Here is a 16042-nt window from a genome sequence, read left to right on the forward strand (position 1 = left end):
CTTTTTCGTTCGCCCAGATGCCCAACTACCAGCTCTCCCACCTCGACCAGATCGAAGCCGAGGCGATTTTCGTCCTCCGCGAGACCGCGGCCCAGTTCCAGAACCCCGGACTGCTCTTCTCCGGCGGCAAGGACTCGATCGTCATGGCTTGGATCGCCCGCAAGGCCTTCCACCCGGCGCGCATGCCGTTCCCGCTGGTCCACGTCGATACCGGCCACAATTTCCCGGAAACGATCACCTACCGCGACGAATTCGCCGCGAAGATGGACGCCCGTCTCGTCGTCGGCTCCGTCCAGAAGTCGATCGATGACGGCCGCGTGGTGGAAGAAAAGGGCCCGAACGCCTCCCGCAACCGCGCCCAGACGACCACCCTTCTCGACACCATTGCCGAGTATCAATTCGACGCCCTCCTCGGTGGCGGTCGCCGCGACGAAGAGAAGGCCCGCGCCAAGGAGCGCTTCTTCTCCCATCGCGACGACTTCGGCCAGTGGGACCCGAAGAACCAGCGCCCCGAGCTCTGGAACCTCTTCAACGGCCGCAAGCACCCGGGCGAGCACTTCCGCGTCTTCCCGCTGTCCAACTTCACCGAAATGGACATCTGGATGTACATGCACCGCGAGGGCATCGTCCTGCCGAGCCTCTACTACGCTCACGAACGCGAGACAGTGACCCGCAACGGCACCATCCTCGCCGTCAGCGAATTCGTCCAACCCCGCGATGGCGAAGTGGTCGAGAAGAAGGTCATCCGCTTCCGCACCATGGGTGACGCCACCATCACCGGCGCCGTCGAGTCGACCGCCGACACCATGGAAAAGATCATCGAGGAAGTCGCCGCCGCCCGCCAGACCGAGCGTGGCAACCGCGCCGACGACAAGCGCTCCGAAACCGCCATGGAGGACCGGAAAAAGGAAGGCTACTTCTGAAGAAGCCGCGCCTGACCACCGAACACTGACCACTCGCACACTTTCCTTCCATGGACCTTCTCCGTTTCACCACCGCCGGCTCCGTTGACGACGGCAAATCCACCCTCATCGGCCGCCTGCTTTACGATTCCAAGTCGATCTTCGAGGACCAGCTCGAAGCGATCGAGGAAACCTCCAAGCGCCGCGGTGATGGCCACGTCGATCTCGCTCTTCTAACAGACGGCCTCAAAGCCGAGCGCGAACAGGGCATCACCATCGATGTCGCCTACCGCTACTTCGCCACACCGAAGCGCAAGTTCATCATCGCCGACACCCCGGGCCACATCCAGTACACCCGGAATATGGTGACCGGCGCCTCGACCGCGAACCTGGCCATCATTCTCATCGATGCGCGCAAGGGCGTGATCGAGCAAACCAAGCGCCACAGCTTCATCGCGAACCTGCTCCGCATCCAGCACGTCGTCGTAGCTGTGAACAAGATGGACCTCGTCGACTACTCGGAAGAGGTCTACGAGAAGATCATCAAGGACTACCAGGAGTTCGCCTCGCGCCTCGACAACATCGTCGAGATCACCCCGATCCCGATCTCCGCGCTCAACGGCGACAACGTCGTCGACAAGTCCACGAGCATGCCTTGGTACCAAGGCCCGTCGCTGCTCTATCATTTGGAGCACGTCTATGTCGGCGGCGAGGAAAACCACGTCGATGCCCGCTTCCCCGTTCAATGGGTGATCCGCCCGCAGAGCGATGAGTGGCACGACTTCCGCGGCTACGCCGGTCGCGTCGCTGGCGGCGTCTTCAAGCCCGGCGACGAAATCACCGTGCTGCCCTCCGGCTTCACCTCGCGCATCAAGGCGATCCACACCGCCGATGGCCACCTCGATGAAGCCTTCGCGCCGCAGAGCGTGACCCTCACCCTCACCGACGAGATCGACATCTCGCGCGGCGACATGATCGTCAAAAAGAACAACCCGCCCCAAAGCTCCCAGGATCTGGAAGCGATGATCTGCTGGTTCTCCAACAAGCCAATGGCCTCCCGCGCCAAGGTCGTGCTTCGCCACACCTCCCGCGAGATGCAGGCGATCATCAGCGAGGTGAAGTACCTCGTCGACATCAACACGCTGCACAAGATCGAGGGTGCCGGCACCTTCGCGATGAACGACGTCGGCCGCATCACCCTGCGCACCGCGCAGCCGGTGATCCACGACTCGTATCGTCGCAACCGCCAGACCGGCTCCTTCATCCTGGTCGATCCCGGCACCAATGAAACGGTCGCCGCGGGGATGATCGTCTGATCGCCAGCCAATCGAAAGGGGGACAAGCTGTCCCCCTTTTCCATTTAGGGCTACCGGAACTCCCCATGTCCCTTTCCCGTCATGCCCAGAGCCTTGCCAAGAGCTTGGCCTATCGGCTCGGCTTCAGCCTGAAGCGACTCCGCTCAGCCAAAGCCGCCACCGCTGTCTCCGGCGATTTCACCGGCAAGGTCCGCCCTCTCCTGCACCGCACCGACCCCTACGAAGGCTTCGACGCCTCAGCATGGCCAGATGACGCCTCCGGCTGGGGCTCCGACTCGCCCGCCTTCGGCGAGCTGGTCGAAGAACTCCGCCCAACCCGCATCCTCGAGGTCGGCACTTGGAAAGGCGGCTCCGCTCTCAACCTCGCCAACCACCTCCAGCGCCTCGGCCTCGACGCCGAAATCCTCTGTGTCGACACATGGCTCGGCGCCCTGGAAATGTGGACCGACCTCGACGACCCCAGCCGCCACGGTGCCCTCGGCCTGAAAAACGGCTACCCCACCCTCTACTACCGCTTCCTCGCCAACGTCTCCCGCGCCAGCCACCAGGCCCGCATCACCCCCCTCCCCCTCCCCTCCGTCACCGCCGCCCAGTGGTTCGCCCTCAACGGAATCCGGGCAGAAATGATCTACATCGACGCGAGCCACGAGGAAGAAGACGTCTACCAGGACCTCACCTCCTACTGGGACCTCGTCCGCCCCGGCGGCGTCCTATTCGGCGACGACTGGGGCTGGGACGGCGTCCGCCTCGCCGTCCAACGCTTCGCCAGCGACCACGCCCTCCCCATCCGCCACCGCCACGACAAGTGGGAACTGCGGAAATAGCCCACCCGGTTTAGCCCCACCTCTGGTTGGCCCCACCTCTGGTTGGCCAACCCCGCTGCGCTGGCCTACCCCCGCTGGCCTACCCCCGCTGGCCTACCCCCGCTGGCCTACCCCCGCTGGCCTACCCCGCTGGCCCTCTAACGTCAGCTGAAACGGCCCTCCGCGACCGCCTCTGTGCCGGAAACGCCCGTTTGTTCATTTTTATTTGAACACTTGCCGACCGATGTTCAACCTCCCCATTAAGCGAATGCCCTCGGGTTTTTCTGCAACCATGACGAAAAGGTGGAGGCAAACGCCTGCCGACCAAGGGCGGCAGCTTGCCTCTGCGCCGAGGCCACAGCCTGCTCACCACCCTAGAGCTCAAGCGTTTGAAGCAATCGAGTCGAAGATGCTTCGCCTGTTGCGTCGCTTTTACACGTTTGACTTCAAATTCATCGTTAGCGGTTTGACCAGACGTTCCCAGCCTAACCTTTGAACGGTGGTAGCCAATGCGATGCTCCTCAGATAGGCAAACTCCAACCCGAAGTCAGGGGTAATCCATAGCGGCGTTTTCATGAATTTCGCCTCCTACGAATTCTGGAGAATTCTACTCCTTTGCTTTCTGGGCTCACGACTGATTCTCGCTTTAGTGGCGAAGATTGCTCCTCTCAAGGAGCCTAACGCGAGCAAGTGGTGCCTTGCCTCTACCGGCCTCATACTTCTGGGTGTCGAAAGCTGGTTGACTCTCGTCGTTTTCCTATGGGTCGTTGGCCTGAGTTGGATTGGGGTAGTTCTGGCTGGCCGCGGTTGGTTCAACAAACCCTACGGATTCGCCGGAGGATCGGTTTTCGTGGCTCTACTAGTCGCGCAACTTTTCCCGCTGTTTTACTATAAGTATTGGGACTTCATCTTCAACGAGTGGCTCGGTCTCGGAATACGAAAGCCGTCCGTGCTAATTCCGATGGGGCTGTCATTCTATACTTTCCAAAAAATCGGCTTCTGGATCGACACCATTCGCAATCCCGGCAAACCACCTCGATTTCTCGACTACCTTAACTTCTGTTCGTTTTTCCCCCAAATCGTAGCAGGGCCAATTGAAAAGAAGCAGTCGCTACTGCCGCAAATAGAAAATGTCAGCTTTCGGATTCACCGAGAAAGCCTGGAAAGTGCCCTTCAATGGATCGTACTGGGCCTAGCTTACAAGCTGATCGTCGCCGACAACCTAGGCGGCATTTCCCAGAGCTTTCGTGTCGATCCGACCAACTCCTGGCAAGTTTGGTTCGAATGCCTCACCTTTGGTATCCGCATCTACTTCGATTTCGCTGGCTACAGCTTCATAGCCGTAGGATTGGGGCTGCTACTTGGAGTGAAGCTCACACTAAACTTTCGGAGTCCCTACTGGGCGCAGGACATGCGGGAGTTCTGGCGGAACTGGCATGTTACGCTCGGCGCTTGGCTCCGGGACTACGTCTACATTCCGCTTGGCGGCCGACGGGTACCGTGGTGGCCGATCAATACCATTCTCGTTTTCGTAGTCTCTGGTATCTGGCATGGTGCCGGCTGGGGATTTTTGATGTGGGGGTTACTTCACGGAATTGGTGTAGTAGTTTGCTCTATTGAAGGAAAGTGGATCCCGCTGGCACCGGTTCGGTGGTTGCTTACCTTTGCCTATACGACTGCCTCTTGGCTCTTTTTCTTGGAACGAGACACCTCGTTGCTGTGGCAAAAGGCGATCTCGTTGATCCGTCCAGCTGGCTACTCGCTCTCGAAGCTCCATCAAACCACGCAGATCTTCGCTGGGCCCTCCGACCTAACAGTCACCTGCCTAGTCTTCGGGGTTGCGATGGTAGCATTGGCCATCGAGGGTGTAGGTGTTCGCCGGAACCTAGAACCTTATCACTTTGGCCGCCGACCAGCTGTTGGCGTTGTGTTGGTCTTTCTCATCGTGCTGCTCGCACCATTGGAGGAGTCTTCGTTCATCTACTTCAACTTCTAGTGCGTTGCGGTATTTCCTTACACTCTTGGCCAGTGCGGCGGCGGCATACCTCTTGGGCTTCGTTTTTATCGCTCCCGCCAATCCCGAGATCCAAGTTTGGCGGAAGGTTGAGCAACGACGAGATGGAGAAATCGCCAGCGCTCGCGCTCAAGCACCAAACCAGCCTGTCATCCTATTCACCGGCGGCTCCAGCACCGCGTTTTCGGTGGATCCAGCACTCATTGAGCAAAGCTGTGGCATCCGCGCCTTCAACCTCGCTTTCCCGGCTGCGGCTGGACCGCGCTATCTACTCGACCAAGCGCTTGAACGCTCCCGCTCGGGCGACATTTTAGTGATCGGTCTCGAGGCGGATTTTCTTGCTTTCGAGTCCGACTACCCCGCGAGCATGTTTTCCTTCGGTCTCGCAGTACTCGACGGCAAGCCATCCGCCACAGTCGGTGGAGAATCCCTCGGCGAGCAATTAACAGTACCGCAAATACTTACACTGGCCCGCCCTGGTCCTCGTTACCTGATGACCCTCCTTTACCGCGGACTATCTGGAAAGGGTTACCGCTATACCCTCCAAGATTATCGCTACCACGGCCGAATGGAAACATCGGTCGAGATTCCGGACATGGTCCCGCATAACCTTGATGCCGACCTACACCTTAGCAGGTCGGGAGAACGCCTCCTGCGAACCTTCCGCGACGCCGCAAGCCAGCGCGGAATTCGGCTGTTCTACGCCATGCCTTGGCGCTGGACCTCTCCCGAGCATGCCGAAATCAGCCGCCGCGCAAACGCCGCTCTTCTGCGCGACATCGATCCCATCATCTCGGTAGTTGATGACGGCACGCTAGGGGTTTCTACTGAACGCTCGCACTTTTCGGATAGCCACCAACATCTAACTGCGACAGGTTCACGAGTCCGAACGCTAACGCTAGCAGCAAAGATGGAGAGTTTGCTTCGGGAAAACTGAATGAGCCCGTCCTCATCAAAAGTTTCCTAGCCTCTCCTTTTACCAATTTTCCAAATCATGGTTGAATCGAAATCCATCCAAGGAGTTCTGATTGTAATCGCAATCACGGTCATGGCCGCGTGGCTCGGCGTAGCGGTGGTTACCAATCAAACCGAAACCCTTCTAAAAGTCGCTGGTGGCACTATTCTGGCCATCTCACTCTTCCTTGGCAGGCGCATTTGGCTTCTTCTTGTCTTTTTCATGGCATTGAACATCCCGCTGCTTCGGGGCTTCAATACAACCGAACTAGGACAAGGGTTATTCATCGGTTTCTCAATACTCCTATTCCTTCTTCGACGCCTGCGGTTGAAGACAAACTTTGGCGAACTGGAGGTGTGGATGTTAATAATGGTAGCCTGCATTCTTCAGGCCTATCTCAGAAATCCAGTAGGCCTCAATGTTCTAGGTGGCTCGTCGGTAGGTGCTCGCCCTTATTTCGTCACAGCATTGGCGTTACTAACAGGCTGGATCCTTTCGGTGCTTGTAGTTCCGTCGAACGAAATCAAGTGGGCCATGAGATTGACCATCCTTGGCACCTTCGTCGGTCTCCCAATTAGTGAAGTTCGCACTCGGGCAGGCCTTGCTGCTCTCGGAACCGAGGTGGGAGAGGGTCGAGTCGCTTGGCTTGGTGCTACCGCCCAAATTTGTTTGCGCTGGTTAGTTAGTAAATTGTCCCCTTTCAAGGCCCTCCTCAATCCTTTAACCCTGCTAGTTCTTTTGTTCGGCATCGCTGGCTCTGCAGCATCCGGCTACCGCAATGTTGTGGCCGCGTCGGGCCTCATCCTTGTCATGGGTGTTTATTACCACCATGGAGCCGCAGCCTCAGTATTCTCGATGGTTGCAGCAATGCTTTGTATTGCAATGCTAGCAGTTGTGAATGTCGTTTCGCCCCTTCCGGGCACGATGCAACGAGCTCTTTCGGCATTCCCCGGCACTTGGGAAGAGCGCTATGTGGAGGATGCGAGCAGTTCAACAGAATGGCGGGTTGAAATGTGGAAGTCCGCACTTTTCACGGATCACTGGATCAAGAACAAGCTGCTGGGCGATGGCTTGGGAATGACTCGGGAAGAACTGATGCGAATGCAAAGCCTTTCCGCGGGAGGTGGCGACTTTGCCCGTGGCACATCAGGCCTGACAATCCAGCAGGAGAACATGATGATCACCGGCGGTTACCACAGCGGACCTGTGCAAACTGTCCGTACTGTGGGATATGTGGGATTGGCTTTTCTTCTAGTAGCGATGGTCCGGGTCGCTGTTCACATGCATCGCCTGATCCTGCGCGCTCGGGGCACCGAATGGTTCCCAGCGACTCTGTTTCTTTTGGCACCGAATCTTGTTCTTCCGATCCAATTCACGCTGGTGTTCGGTGAATTCGATGCGGCATGCAAACTCCTATTTTTCGGCATCGGTCTCACCCGCTTGATGCAGAATAGCTTGCCAATCTTCCATTCTGCACCGGTAGCGGCTCGAATCGAGCCATCGCTAGGCCATCGCAGAAAACAGCCAGGCCTCGCCTAAGCTTTTAGGATTTCCGGTGACACACTACCCGGGTTCGAGAGCCGCGGGTCGCCTACGCCTCAAAGGCACGTCAAAGTCTTCCAGAGACTCCACCCCAGCAACCTTATGCATTGCCCATGACACGCCGGTGGTTGATGGTTCGCGGAATCGTTTTCGCCTACGGATCTTTGGTAGCACAGATCGTTTACTCCTTTGCGTCGATCCCGCTCGCCCTCTCCTACCTGTCCACAGCGGAATTCGGAATGTTTGGTGTCATCTCCACCATCAGCTCATATTTGATGATGAGCGAACTTGGGTTAACCGAATCATTCACGCGCCATTTGTTTGATTGCAAGGACGGCAAGGATCCTCATCGCTATGGGAGATTGTTCGCCGCCGGCTTGTTGGCTCTAGGTATCGTATCGATATTCATCCTTGTCGGCGGACTTATTGCCGCTTGGTTCGCACCACCTCTACTAAACATTCCCAATGAGTTGCGGCGGGAATTCTTGATAGTGATGGTCAGCCAATCGGTGCTGGCAGCCATTACCATGGCAACTCGGATGATTGGGGCTCCATTGCTTCTTCACCATCGCCAAGATCTTAGCCAGATCGCCCAAGCCGGGCTCTTCATTATCTACTACGTGGTTTTGCATCTGGCGTTCCGTGCCCACTGGGGCATTTATGCGCTCATTGCCAATCAAGTGGCAGGTCTACTCTGGTTCCTGCCTTTCAACGCGCTGATGTGCCGACGTCTCGGCTTTTTCCCTGAACGAGCCACTTTCAACATGCCATCTCGCGAGGAGTGGTCGGAGGTCTGGAAGTACTCGATGAATACATTCCTGATTCAACTCGGCGGGACTGTCCTGATGGGCCTGCCTCAACTACTGATTTCATCGTTGGTGGGATTGCACGCGGCGGGGTTGTGGACAGTTTGTACCCGGGTCTTTGGCGTACTCCGCCAAGTTGCTTTCCGCCCCTTCTCCATCGCAGTTCCCATGCTGCTCGAATATTACGTTCGCGGCGATGTTTCACTCGCTGTGCGCCGCTGGATTCATGTATCGCAGCTGGTGGTCGCTACCTCCGGTTTTATCTTCGCGGTGGCAGCGGCAAACAATCCTCGATTCGTGGAACTCTGGACAGGAGTAGGCTCAGAATGGAAGGCCCCGACGATGCACATCTTCATCGCGTTCTTCTTTCTTTGTTTCACCGCTGCAGGAACACCCTACGGCGTCATCGGATTTCAGAAAAATTTCGGGATCTCCGGATTCATTCCCATCTTGCAAGCTTTGGTAGTAGGTGTGATCGCCCATTTGATTGCTGCCCGCACCGGAAGTATGGGGATTATCATTCTCTCCTCTGTCGGCTACCTATTCGGGATGACATTCTTCGGAATGCGCCACCTCGCAAAAACCACCGGGGAGGATGGCTCCAAACTCTTCTTCCAGGCCATAGGCCGCCCCTTTCTCGCGACACCGATCGTATTGATTGTCGCTCTAGCCTTTGCGGAGTGGATGCAGGCCATCCCAGGTTATCCGGGGCTGGTCCTTTCTTCCATCTTGGCCAGCATGATCGGTCTTCCCCTGATGGGCTATCTAGGGGTTTCCTCCGAAGTGCGTGGAGAACTCTTCTTGCTCATTCTCAAACCTCTCCGCCGCCTGAGCCGGATCGTTCACAAGCCCGATGCGGCGGATCGAGTCGCCGAATCAAATGCGGACTAATGAACACTGCCTCTCCAGCAACCGGTGACGCGGGTATTCGGAGAGTGGCTCTCTGTATAGAATGCCCGCTTGCGCAGCATGGCGGCGTTGAGGTACTTGTTCGGGCTCTTCTTCCTGGACTGAGCCGCGAATTCCGAGTCTTCTTGGTCTCCCAAGATGATGCCGTCAGTTTGGAAAAGTCGGAAGAGGCGAAGGATATAGAAGGACACTTTTTCTGGAATCCCGCAGATCATTCGCGCGAACAAATCGATGGATTAATCGCATGGGGGCAGGAACAGAAGATCGAGCTGTTTCATTTCCATCATGGTGGCACCTATGGCTGGAATTCCCGTTCTTGGACCCGTTGCCCAATCACGGAAGTTTCTCGCACCGGTTTTCGCTGCGTAAGCACGAACCATGGGGCATTTGGCTTCTGGCTGTTCGTTGGTATCCAACGGTCCTTGCTCTACCGACTCGCCGCAATGTGTCTCTGCTGGCCCGCAAAGATCCGGCAGGTCGCATCCGTCGATTGGGAGGCAACGGTCTCCCAACACGACTATCATGCCGTACGCCGGTGGTTTTTCCCTCTTTGTGACCGCTTCCGTCAGATCTACCATTCCATCCTCGATGAAGCCACGCTGCCACATCTGCCTAAGCGGCAGATCGTGCTTTGTTTGGGTACCGTCGGTCTTCGCAAGGGCCAGCCAATTCTCGCCGAGGCCTTCGGTCTGATTGCAGCGAAACATCCCGAGTGGCGATTGGTCATCGCCGGCCGTCATGCAAATGACGGAGCACCGGAAGCACTTTTCGCGGCGGTCGAGAGATATGGTATCGCCGACCAGGTCGAAGTCCTCTCCGATGTTTCAGATTCTCTCGCACGCCAACTCCTTGCTGAGGCAGCGGTCTTCGGCATGCCTTCGCTAGCAGAAGGGCTCGGCCTTTCCCTTCAGGAAGCGCTTTACGGTCGCGCCGCTTGCGTCGGCTCACAAGTGGGAGGGATTCCCGATCTTATTCTAAATGAAGAAACCGGCCTGCTAGTTCCTCCAAACGATCCTTCCGCACTCGCCGATGCGCTAGACCGTGTGATGACCGACGTCTCTCTCCGAGAGCGACTCGGTGAAGCGGGCCGAAAGCACGTGATCAATCACAACATGACCCGCGAGGGAATGATCGCCCGCCACTCAGCTCTCTATCTCGACTCCTCGCTCACGTGAGTTCGACCCGTTCGAGAATCGCCGTCGCTTGCCCGATCCGCAGTGTGTGTGACCATCACGCCAAGGTCTTCGGCGAGCAGGGCCGACTACAGGGGCACTATCTTGGCACTCGACGTGGTGCCGATGGAATTCCGAAATCCCTGACACACCTGTTGCCGCTTGTCGGAGCGATTTCTTATGCCGTTGCACGTCCCTTCCCGAACTACGGGGAAGCCGCAAAGGTGGCCTGCTTTCCGCTTTTCGATGCTTGGGCGAAGCATCGCATCCCCGCCGGTACAGCCGTACTTTCCAGCTATGGATATGCTGTCGAGTGCTTCCGCAAGGCGCGTGCAACAGGGGCCTTCACCCTTTTGGACGGTGGCAATAGCCACTTCTCCCATTACTGGAAAGTGGTGAGCGACGAACATGCTCGCTGGGGCTGTGATCTACCACCGTTTCCCCGTGCTTGGTACGAACGCGGTCTCCGCTCGCTCGAAGTCACCGACTGGGTCTTCAGCCCGAGTTCTTACGTTACACGCTCTTTCATTGAAGAGGGCTTTTCTCCTGATCGTGTCCTTCATCTGCCATATCCCGTCCATCTAGGCCACTTCTCATCCGAACCGCAGAACAAGCTTCCCGCTTCACCGCTCCGTGTCATCTGTACCGGCGGAGTGAGTTTGCGAAAAGGATTTCCCTACCTCCTTGAAGCCCTCCGTCTGATCCGAAAAGAACGGGATGCCATCCTGATGCTCACAGACAGCGTCCACCCGTCCATGCGTTCCGTTCTCGCAAAATATAGTGACGTCCCCATCGACTGGGCACCCATGTTGCCGCACACCGAACTCGCGGCGCGGCTCAAGTCGGCTCATGTCTTCGCGCTGCTTTCAGTCGAGGAGGGGCTAGCCCGGACCGCTCTTGAAGCAATCGCATGCGGTGTGCCAGCCGTCTTAACGCCTAACACCGGCGCTTCCGATTTTATCGAAGCGGGTGTGAATGGTGAGATAGTGCCGATCCGCGACGCAGTCGCTGCTGCTGAGGCGATCGTGAAATGCCACGAACGTCGTAATGCAAATGGTATCACTGTCATCGAGGGTCTCGCCGAAAATCTCTCCTTTGATCGCTTCCGTGAACGTTTGCTGGGCCACCTCGCAACCATCGATCTGGCGCATTCATGAAATCTGTCGCCCTTGGCATCATTCGCAAAGCGGCTTCCTTTGCTGCACATCGCCGCGGCTGCGAACTGGGCACCGGTGTGATCCTCAATGGATTTCCATACATCCGCCGCCGCGGTAGCGGTCGTATAATCATCGGCGACGGCGTCACCCTCAATACTGCCCGCTGGGCCAATTGGCTAAATACAGGTGCCTCGATGACGCTCAATGTAGAGGACGGAGCAGTCCTCGAACTCAAGCGCGGGTGTGGTGTATCGGCTTCTCAAATCATCGCGAACGTCGGCATCGAAATCGGTGAAGACGCACTCATCGGTGCTGGCTGCCTATTATGCGACTCGGATATGCATGAGGTTCCTCTAGGCTCTTCCAAGTCAGTGGCCATGAAACCCATCAAGATCGGCGCTCGAGCATTCGTTGGAGCACGCACCATAGTCCTGAAGGGCGTGACCATTGGCGAAGGGTCAGTGATTGGTGCTGGCTCAGTGGTGACACGCGATATTCCGGCGGGGGTGATGGCGGGAGGCAATCCGGCCAAAGTGATGCGCACGCTCACAGTCAATCTTTGAACTTACCCAACCACTTGCTACTACATCCATGTCCTTCGATCGAGCTCTAAAGGGTCCTTGGATTGGCCACTCATTCAGATCACTACTGGCGGGTCTGCGGCATGATGCCTTTTACTCGCTTCTCAATCGCAATGTTTCCGGTCTGGAGGATCTCGGCGACTCGGCAAACGGCTGCAATTGGACAATTCTGACAACGGATCTCAATGCCGATAGCGTCATCTACAGCGCCGGCGTAGGTCGCGACATCTCCTTCGAGCACGCACTCGCCAATCGTTTCAGCGCGACGATCCAGTTGATTGACCCTTCCCCTACAGGCCAAGCGACGATGAGCTTGGCCCCAAATCAACGCCCGGAATTCATCTTCCATCCCGTCGCCCTAGCCGGAAAGCCGGGTTTCCTTGATCTCGGCGAGCCGAGCAATCCGGAAGAGGGTTCCTGGATGTCCATGGATGGCACGGTTCAATCAAACAATGCGCACCAAGCAATGATCCAAGTACCTTGCGTAACCGTCAGCGATCTGATGAAGCAACTTGGCCATCGCTCAATCGACCTACTCAAGATCGACATCGAAGGAGCCGAGTATGCGGTCCTTGAATCACTACTCGAGGAAAAGGTGCCTGTCCGCCAGATTGCTGTGGAATTTCACAACGGCATCCTTCCTGGAATTCCTCGCAGTCTGACGATCAACTTGTTGTTCCGTCTCTTCCGCGATGGCTACCGGCTTGTTTACAAGGGTGGCAATAACCACACTTTGGTGAAGGCGTCCTAAGTAAGCTTAACGGGCCGTCAATCCTGCCCCGCATGCCAGCCGAAGCGACTATCCGCATCGCCATTCTTGCTGACTTTCCTTGGAGCGCACTGGACGGTAGCGCGACCGGGCGAGGCGGAGGCCAAGGATGCACGTGGCTACCACAACTCGCCGAGAGCTTCGCCCGCTTTCCGGAATTTGATATTCATTGGATTCGACTCGATCGAAAAAACGGCAAGCGTGAGACAGTCCGTAAGTTCGGACAGACATTTCATCGCTTGCCTGCCGTTTCGATGAGCGCGGATCTCGCAGCAGGAAACTGGCCCACCCGCTTCATTCTGCGTCGCCAAATGCGCCAGTTGAAACCGGACATTGTTCATGCATGGGGCACCGAGTTGATCTACCCGGCGGCGTTACGCGATTTTCGCGGACCCACCATTTTGTCAATGCAAGGTGTCCTAACGGAGTACCAGCGAATTGGCGGACTTCCGAATGATTGGCGATGGCGTAAGATGGTGGCCCGAGAACCCGAGATGATTCGATCCGCCACTGTGGTTACCTCCGAGTCGGAATGGGGCATCTCAAAGGTCCAGGAGATTGACCCCAATGCCAATTGTCACCTCGTCGAGTATGGTGTGCACCCGCGATTTTACGAGATCCCTTGGAAGCCAGATCCCAAGAATCCATATGCTCTCTACGTTGGAGGCTGCGGCACGCGAAAAGGTTTTGATGTTCTGCTAGACGCGCTTGCACGCGTCCAAGACCGGAATTGGGAATTGCGACTGGCGGGCGACGATTCCATGAACGAGGAAATCATTACGAGAGGACTGCCAGGTGTTCGCTGCCTCGGATTGCTATCATGGGAGGCGATGCAAACAGAACTCCAAGGCGCATGGGTTTCCATATTGCCTACCCGAGGCGACACGAGCCCGAACTCCGTGAAAGAAGCACGCGTGATCGGTTTACCTGTGATTACTACCAAGCATGGAGGACAGGCTGGTTACATCCATGATGGAGTGAACGGACGCATTGTCGATCCTTTGGACACAGTGAACTTGGCGGTGGCCATGGAAGACGTCATGTCATCCATCCAACGCGTCCGTGAACTCGGCGCAGGCCGTCACCGAGAGGATCGCGAATATCTCCGCCCCGAGCGAACCGCGGACGGTTTCGCTGCAATCTACCGGCACCTCTCCAACCTTCCTTCACAAACTCCTCGATGAAAAAGTCTGCTCTTAGGAAAGCCGTAGGTAGTGCCTTGCCCATCCCGCTACGGGGGTTTCTGGGGCGCTGGTACGTGTGGTCTTACGAACGTACAGTCCGGCCGGTGCTTGGTCTAATCTTCGACCTGCGCGGAGGACGCTTTAAAGTCGACGGATGTGAAATCGAAGTTCCCAAAGACCTCACCACCCGAACCTATCGTGGCTGCTTCATGACCGGAGACTACGAAGCGGAAGAACGAGAACTTATCCGGCGCTTTCTACGTCCCGAGGACACAGTGCTGGAACTCGGTGCCTGCATTGGTGCCGTATCCTGCGTCACCAACAGCCTACTTGCCGACAAAAGCCGGCATATCGTGCTTGAAGGAAATCCAAAGTTGATTCCAACCCTTGAACGCAATCGCGAAATCAATGGCGCTGGCTTCACAGTGCTCAATCGTGCGGCAAGTTTGGAGGAAACAGTCACCTTCTACCTGCACGACGAATTCATCGTGGGGGGCACCGCCCAACGGAAAAGCAAGCATCCGGTCACGGTTCCAGGAAGCAGCCTTGAAGATCTCGACCGGGAATTTGGCCATTTTACCACCCTCATCATGGACATCGAGGGAGGTGAAGCGGATGTAATTCCTCCTTCGATCGAGTTCCTTTCAAAGTGTCGTCTGGTCATTTGGGAGACCCATGACTGGGCCTGCGGTAAGGAAAAGACCGACGAATGTCGACGAGTCCTCTCTGCTGCCGGATTGAAATACGAAGCGACAGCCGATGCCACGGAAGCGTGGATTCGTCCCGAATAGAATTCGGTCACGCCGGGATCATGGCTTCTTTCCGCGCATTGGCCTTTCAAGGTCTTAAACTCGTTGATCGCGCGGCTGCCAGCATGCCGTCCTGCGGCCCCTTCAGACCGCTCCGCGGCACCTTCTCCGCCGTGCAATGCCTCCGCGAAGGACGGCTTCGTGGTCATATACTCCACGAGGACCAATCGCGCGGCCCATGCCCTCCAGCCAGTATCACCGAACGTTCCCGCCTAAAACAAAACGATCATCAACCGTGGCCGGTCTTCTGGACAGTCGCAGAGAACGCCCGCTTGACCGGTGGGATTCGGCTCTGGCGCGATGCTTGCGATCGCTACTGCACCGAGGCAAATTACTATTTGCAGGGTCGGCGACGGTTGAGCGAAGACAAATTACTCGCCCACATGTTACCGCAAAAGTCTCGGCATTTGACAGGAGCATGGACTTCAATCGCTTCAAATTGGGGCGACGGGCGAAACTATTTTCATTGGATCACCGACAACCTGACTCGTCTTTTCGTCCGCGAATCACTGCCTGAATCAGCCCGAGTGTTGCTTCCCATTTCGACTTCTCCCTATATAAGGGAGACTCTGGAAATTCTCGGTATCGCCGAATTGTGTGAAAGCCCGCGAGAAACCAACCTGTGCGTTGAACGCTTCTACTTCTGCTCACCGGTCGCGATGAGTGGCGTTTGGAATCCGCTTGGCTTTGACTGGCTGCGCAAGAGCTTCTCGCCATGCTTTGGCGCAGTGGGCAGTGGCCCTGCTGTCTTTCTCACGCGCCGTGGTAGCAATCGCATCCCGGCATTCTTGGAGACGATCGAGGCGCTCTTTCGGAAAGCTGGCTTTAAGATCTTGGATTGTGGCAAGCTAACCGTCCGAGAGCAAATCTCCGCCGTTAGCGCCGCACCTGCTATAGCAGGAATCCACGGGGCCGCGATGACCAATATCTTGTGGGCTTCACCTACCACTCCTGTTCTCGAGGTTTTCGAGCCTTCATATTTGAACGCCTGTTACGAGCAAATCGCCTTTCAGGGCGGCCTTCGATATGCGGCCACTTGCGAAATTGGCTCAGCGCTTGAAGCGAGTGTCGGCAGATGGCTTCGAAACTACGTTTGACTGGGCCGGAATCGGAAATTGATCGC

General features: G+C 56.8%; 14 protein-coding genes. All 14 read left to right on the forward strand.

All coding sequences use genetic code 11. The features are described 5' to 3' along the window. Positions 1-17 precede the first annotated feature (17 nt). Positions 18-923 (forward strand): sulfate adenylyltransferase subunit CysD, encoded by a 906-nt coding sequence (cysD, locus tag WKV53_RS09910; protein ID WP_345789652.1) that lies wholly within the window; start codon positions 18-20, stop codon positions 921-923. 50 nt (positions 924-973) lie between these two features. Then, entirely contained in the window at positions 974-2218 is a 1245-nt protein-coding gene (cysN, locus tag WKV53_RS09915) for a sulfate adenylyltransferase subunit CysN (protein WP_341404417.1), read from the forward strand. A 65-nt stretch (positions 2219-2283) separates the two neighbouring features. Then, a complete protein-coding gene (locus tag WKV53_RS09920) occupies positions 2284-3042 on the forward strand; it encodes a class I SAM-dependent methyltransferase (RefSeq protein ID WP_341404418.1) in 759 nt (252 codons plus the stop codon). A gap of 553 nt (positions 3043-3595) precedes the next feature. Beyond that, positions 3596-5017, forward strand: a complete 1422-nt coding sequence (locus WKV53_RS09925; protein WP_341404419.1) for an MBOAT family O-acyltransferase — start codon at positions 3596-3598, stop codon at positions 5015-5017. 25 nt (positions 5018-5042) lie between these two features. Continuing rightward, positions 5043-5972 (forward strand): hypothetical protein, encoded by a 930-nt coding sequence (locus WKV53_RS09930; RefSeq protein WP_341404420.1) that lies wholly within the window; start codon positions 5043-5045, stop codon positions 5970-5972. A gap of 57 nt (positions 5973-6029) precedes the next feature. Then, a complete protein-coding gene (locus WKV53_RS09935; RefSeq protein WP_341404421.1) occupies positions 6030-7529 on the forward strand; it encodes a hypothetical protein in 1500 nt (499 codons plus the stop codon). A gap of 116 nt (positions 7530-7645) precedes the next feature. Beyond that, on the forward strand, positions 7646-9229 hold the full coding sequence (locus WKV53_RS09940; protein WP_341404422.1) for a lipopolysaccharide biosynthesis protein: 1584 nt from the start codon (positions 7646-7648) through the stop codon (positions 9227-9229). Further along, the gene (locus WKV53_RS09945; protein WP_341404423.1) at positions 9229-10422 is read left to right on the forward strand and encodes a glycosyltransferase family 4 protein; all 1194 of its coding nucleotides are present in this window, start codon (positions 9229-9231) and stop codon (positions 10420-10422) included. Before WKV53_RS09940 ends, WKV53_RS09945 begins: the two co-directional genes overlap by 1 nt. After that, complete coding sequence (locus WKV53_RS09950; protein ID WP_341404424.1) at positions 10419-11576, forward strand: glycosyltransferase family 4 protein; 1158 nt, start codon at positions 10419-10421, stop codon at positions 11574-11576. The genes WKV53_RS09945 and WKV53_RS09950 overlap by 4 nt, the downstream gene beginning before the upstream one ends. Next, positions 11573-12139: an acyltransferase gene (locus tag WKV53_RS09955; RefSeq protein WP_341404425.1), complete on the forward strand. Its 567-nt coding sequence runs from the start codon at positions 11573-11575 to the stop codon at positions 12137-12139. The genes WKV53_RS09950 and WKV53_RS09955 overlap by 4 nt, the downstream gene beginning before the upstream one ends. 28 nt (positions 12140-12167) lie before the next feature. Further along, positions 12168-12908, forward strand: coding sequence for an FkbM family methyltransferase (locus WKV53_RS09960; RefSeq protein WP_341404426.1), 741 nt, complete (start codon positions 12168-12170; stop codon positions 12906-12908). Positions 12909-12940: 32 nt separating this feature from the next. Beyond that, positions 12941-14110, forward strand: coding sequence for a glycosyltransferase family 4 protein (locus WKV53_RS09965; protein ID WP_341404427.1), 1170 nt, complete (start codon positions 12941-12943; stop codon positions 14108-14110). Next, on the forward strand, positions 14107-14901 hold the full coding sequence (locus WKV53_RS09970; RefSeq protein ID WP_341404428.1) for an FkbM family methyltransferase: 795 nt from the start codon (positions 14107-14109) through the stop codon (positions 14899-14901). The genes WKV53_RS09965 and WKV53_RS09970 overlap by 4 nt, the downstream gene beginning before the upstream one ends. 374 nt (positions 14902-15275) lie before the next feature. Beyond that, the gene (locus WKV53_RS09975; RefSeq protein ID WP_341404429.1) at positions 15276-16016 is read left to right on the forward strand and encodes a glycosyltransferase family 61 protein; all 741 of its coding nucleotides are present in this window, start codon (positions 15276-15278) and stop codon (positions 16014-16016) included. Positions 16017-16042: the final 26 nt, after the last annotated feature.

This window comes from Luteolibacter sp. Y139 (assembly GCF_038066715.1).
GTDB classification, from domain to species: domain Bacteria; phylum Verrucomicrobiota; class Verrucomicrobiia; order Verrucomicrobiales; family Akkermansiaceae; genus Haloferula; species Haloferula soli.

Bases quoted from the DNA above. Each gene is read 5' to 3' on its own strand.
- WKV53_RS09955 (WP_341404425.1), top strand. From the start codon at position 11,573: ATGAAATCTGTCGCCCTTGGCATCATTCGCAAAGCGGCTTCCTTTGCT.
- WKV53_RS09920 (WP_341404418.1), top strand. From the start codon at position 2,284: ATGTCCCTTTCCCGTCATGCCCAGAGCCTTGCCAAGAGCTTGGCCTAT.
- WKV53_RS09965 (WP_341404427.1), top strand. From the start codon at position 12,941: ATGCCAGCCGAAGCGACTATCCGCATCGCCATTCTTGCTGACTTTCCT.
- WKV53_RS09970 (WP_341404428.1), top strand. From the start codon at position 14,107: ATGAAAAAGTCTGCTCTTAGGAAAGCCGTAGGTAGTGCCTTGCCCATC.
- cysN (WP_341404417.1), top strand. From the start codon at position 974: ATGGACCTTCTCCGTTTCACCACCGCCGGCTCCGTTGACGACGGCAAA.
- WKV53_RS09945 (WP_341404423.1), top strand. From the start codon at position 9,229: ATGAACACTGCCTCTCCAGCAACCGGTGACGCGGGTATTCGGAGAGTG.
- WKV53_RS09925 (WP_341404419.1), top strand. From the start codon at position 3,596: ATGAATTTCGCCTCCTACGAATTCTGGAGAATTCTACTCCTTTGCTTT.
- WKV53_RS09960 (WP_341404426.1), top strand. From the start codon at position 12,168: ATGTCCTTCGATCGAGCTCTAAAGGGTCCTTGGATTGGCCACTCATTC.
- cysD (WP_345789652.1), top strand. From the start codon at position 18: ATGCCCAACTACCAGCTCTCCCACCTCGACCAGATCGAAGCCGAGGCG.
- WKV53_RS09940 (WP_341404422.1), top strand. From the start codon at position 7,646: ATGACACGCCGGTGGTTGATGGTTCGCGGAATCGTTTTCGCCTACGGA.
- WKV53_RS09935 (WP_341404421.1), top strand. From the start codon at position 6,030: ATGGTTGAATCGAAATCCATCCAAGGAGTTCTGATTGTAATCGCAATC.